Below are 2,391 nucleotides of genomic sequence, written 5' to 3'. Positions count from 1 at the left end.
CCTCTGGCTGAGAACACCGATGTCGTCGTGCGCACCTGACCCAGGGGCGACCACCGCCGCCAACTGCCGCCGGCCAGGCACGGCAGGGCGCCGGCCATCGCGAGGGTGGGCAGCCTGACCAGGCATCCGAGGGAGAAGGACCGAGAGATGACCGACCACGCCACCGACCTGGCGACCGAAGCGTTCGTCGCCCACCGCAACCTGCTGTTCACCGTCGCCTACGAGATGCTCGGATCGGCGGCCGACGCCGAAGACGCCCTCCAGGAGACCTGGTTACGCTGGGTCAAGGTCGACCTGGGAGAGGTGAGGGACCAGCGGGCGTACCTGGTGCGGATCACGACCCGGCAGGCGCTCAACCGGCGGCGCACCATGAAGCGCCGTCGCGAGGCGTACGTGGGCCAGTGGCTGCCCGAGCCGCTGATCACCACGCCGGACGTGGCCGAGGACATCGAACTCGCGGAGAGCATGTCGATGGCGATGATGCTCGTGCTGGAGAGCCTTTCCCCGACCGAGCGGGCGGTGTTCGTGCTACGCGAGGTCTTCGAGGTCGACTACGACGAGATCGCCGAGGCCGTCGGCAAGACCCCGGCGGCCGTACGGCAGATCGCTCACCGCGCCCGTGGGCATGTAGACGCCCGCAGGCCCCGCCGGGCAGCCTCTCCGAGTGAGACCCGGGCGGCTCTGGAGTCCTTCAAGCGCGCTGTCGAGACCGGGAACCCGCAGGACCTCCTCGACGTACTCGCCCCCGATGTCGTTCTGCTCAGCGACGGCGGCGGCGTCAAGAAGGCCGCGCTCAGGCCCGTCTTCGGTGCCGAGAAGATCGTCCGCTTCTACATCGGCGGCTCCGCCAAGGTCGAGGCCACGATCACCTGGGAGCCCACCGTGGTCAACGGCAGCCCCGCACTCGCCGTACACGTGGACGGCGAGCTCGACGGTGTCCTGGCCGTCCGTGTCGAGGACGCCCGCATCACCGGCCTCTACTTCGTGCGCAACCCCGAGAAGCTGAGTCGCGCCACCTCCGAGACCCTGCAGCTCACCTTGCGCTGACGCCAACGGCTCCGAAACACCCGCCCGGGTGGCGGGTCACCCCGCCCCGTCCTGCACCCTCAGCCCGGATCCACCGCCACCCGGTGATCCGGGCGCCCGTCCTTCGCCAGCATCGAGTGCGCCTCGGCCACCGCCCGGTAGAGCCGCAGCCCGGAGTCGCCCCGTACGTCGTCGAGGGTCCAGACCTGCCCGCCGTGCCCCAGCGACCGCCGGGAGAAGACCTCCAGCGCGCTCGTTGCAGCCGCCCCGTCCACGAGCTCGGCCGCCACGGCCGGCATGTACACACCCTGCCCGGTGCCGATCTCCACCGACGAGTCGAAGACCGCGATCCCCACCTCGGGCCGCACCGCGATGTTCCGCGAATGCACCGACTCCGGCGAGGACACCCAGAAGAACTCCCGGCACCCCACATGCGCGAAGTAGACCGGCGTGCTCCAGGGCCGCCCCTCCGCGTCCGCCGTGGCCAGCACCAGGTACCGGCTCGCATCGACGATCCCGCGTGCGTTCTCCGCCGTGGGCTTCATTTCAGCGGCTCCTTCGGTACGTCAGTGCGAAGTCCGTCTCCCACTGCGCCGACCCGTCCTTCGACCGCTCCCACACGCCGTGGATGCTGTCGCCGTCCGCGCTCAGCCGCCCGGTGAAACGCTGCCGGAAGGACAGCGGGGAGAAGTCCTCCTCCTCACGCAACAGCTGCCACACCTCGCCGTCGAAGGTCATCGCGTACAGGCGTGCGACGCCCCGCGTGTCGAAGTAGTGCTGCGTGTACGCCCCGGTCTCCGGCTCGACCGACACAATCGCCGTACTGTCCGGGGCGGGGTCCGGCGTCTCGGTCCGCTGCACCAGGAACTGTCCGTCCAGCGCCCACTCGAACACACTCCGCCCGGCCCCCACCGCCTGCCCGGGAAACTCCGCCTCCACCACCCACTCCCCGACCAGAACCCGCAGCCGCTCCAGAGCCTCCTGCCGTACCGTCGCGCCCATCGCGAACACCTCCTCGGAGTGATGACCGCGCAGGCGGGCCGAAGTCATCGGTGGGTCGACAGGCCGGCCGCCGGAAGCCGCCGCGCCTCGGAGTCCTTCGGCACCCACAGCCCGAACCGGCTCTCCAGGTACTCCAGGACCTGCGGCGGAGTCATGCTCCCGCCGTCCGTCGGCCAGGCGAGGACCGACGGGTCCGTGCCGTCGTCGTACACGGGCATCCCGGGGTCGAAGGAGGACAGGACCTGCCGGTCGACCGCGTCGTATCCGTCCGCGACTCCAAGACACCGGCGGGACCGATCCTCACGATCGACCCCGCCGCCTTCAACACCTTCGTCGACTGGACGTCTACAACCGCTGAATGAT

4 protein-coding genes are annotated in these 2,391 nt (G+C 70.1%); 2 read left to right on the top strand and 2 right to left on the bottom strand.

Going from position 1 to position 2,391, the window contains the following annotated elements:
• Positions 1 to 147: 147 nt before the first annotated feature.
• A complete protein-coding gene (locus JF597_RS53965; RefSeq protein ID WP_294014426.1) occupies positions 148 to 1,047 on the top strand; it encodes an RNA polymerase sigma-70 factor in 900 nt (299 codons plus the stop codon).
• A gap of 59 nt (positions 1,048 to 1,106) precedes the next feature.
• Here JF597_RS53965 and JF597_RS53960 read toward each other — a convergent pair whose 3' ends face one another.
• A complete protein-coding gene (locus tag JF597_RS53960; RefSeq protein WP_294014418.1) occupies positions 1,107 to 1,571 on the bottom strand; it encodes a pyridoxamine 5'-phosphate oxidase family protein in 465 nt (154 codons plus the stop codon).
• Between the two features lies 1 nt (position 1,572).
• Positions 1,573 to 2,076 (bottom strand): hypothetical protein, encoded by a 504-nt coding sequence (locus JF597_RS53955; RefSeq protein WP_294014416.1) that lies wholly within the window; start codon positions 2,074 to 2,076, stop codon positions 1,573 to 1,575.
• Positions 2,077 to 2,078: 2 nt separating this feature from the next.
• Here JF597_RS53955 and JF597_RS53950 point away from each other — a divergent pair, with 2 nt between their 5' ends.
• Entirely contained in the window at positions 2,079 to 2,390 is a 312-nt protein-coding gene (locus JF597_RS53950; RefSeq protein ID WP_294014414.1) for a DUF397 domain-containing protein, read from the top strand.
• Position 2,391: the final 1 nt, after the last annotated feature.

Source organism: Streptomyces sp. (assembly GCF_019510245.1).
In the GTDB taxonomy this organism is placed as follows: Bacteria; Actinomycetota; Actinomycetes; order Streptomycetales; family Streptomycetaceae; genus Streptomyces.
The sequence above is the reverse complement of the archived record's forward strand: the minus strand, read 5'-3'. Positions and strand labels throughout refer to the sequence as shown.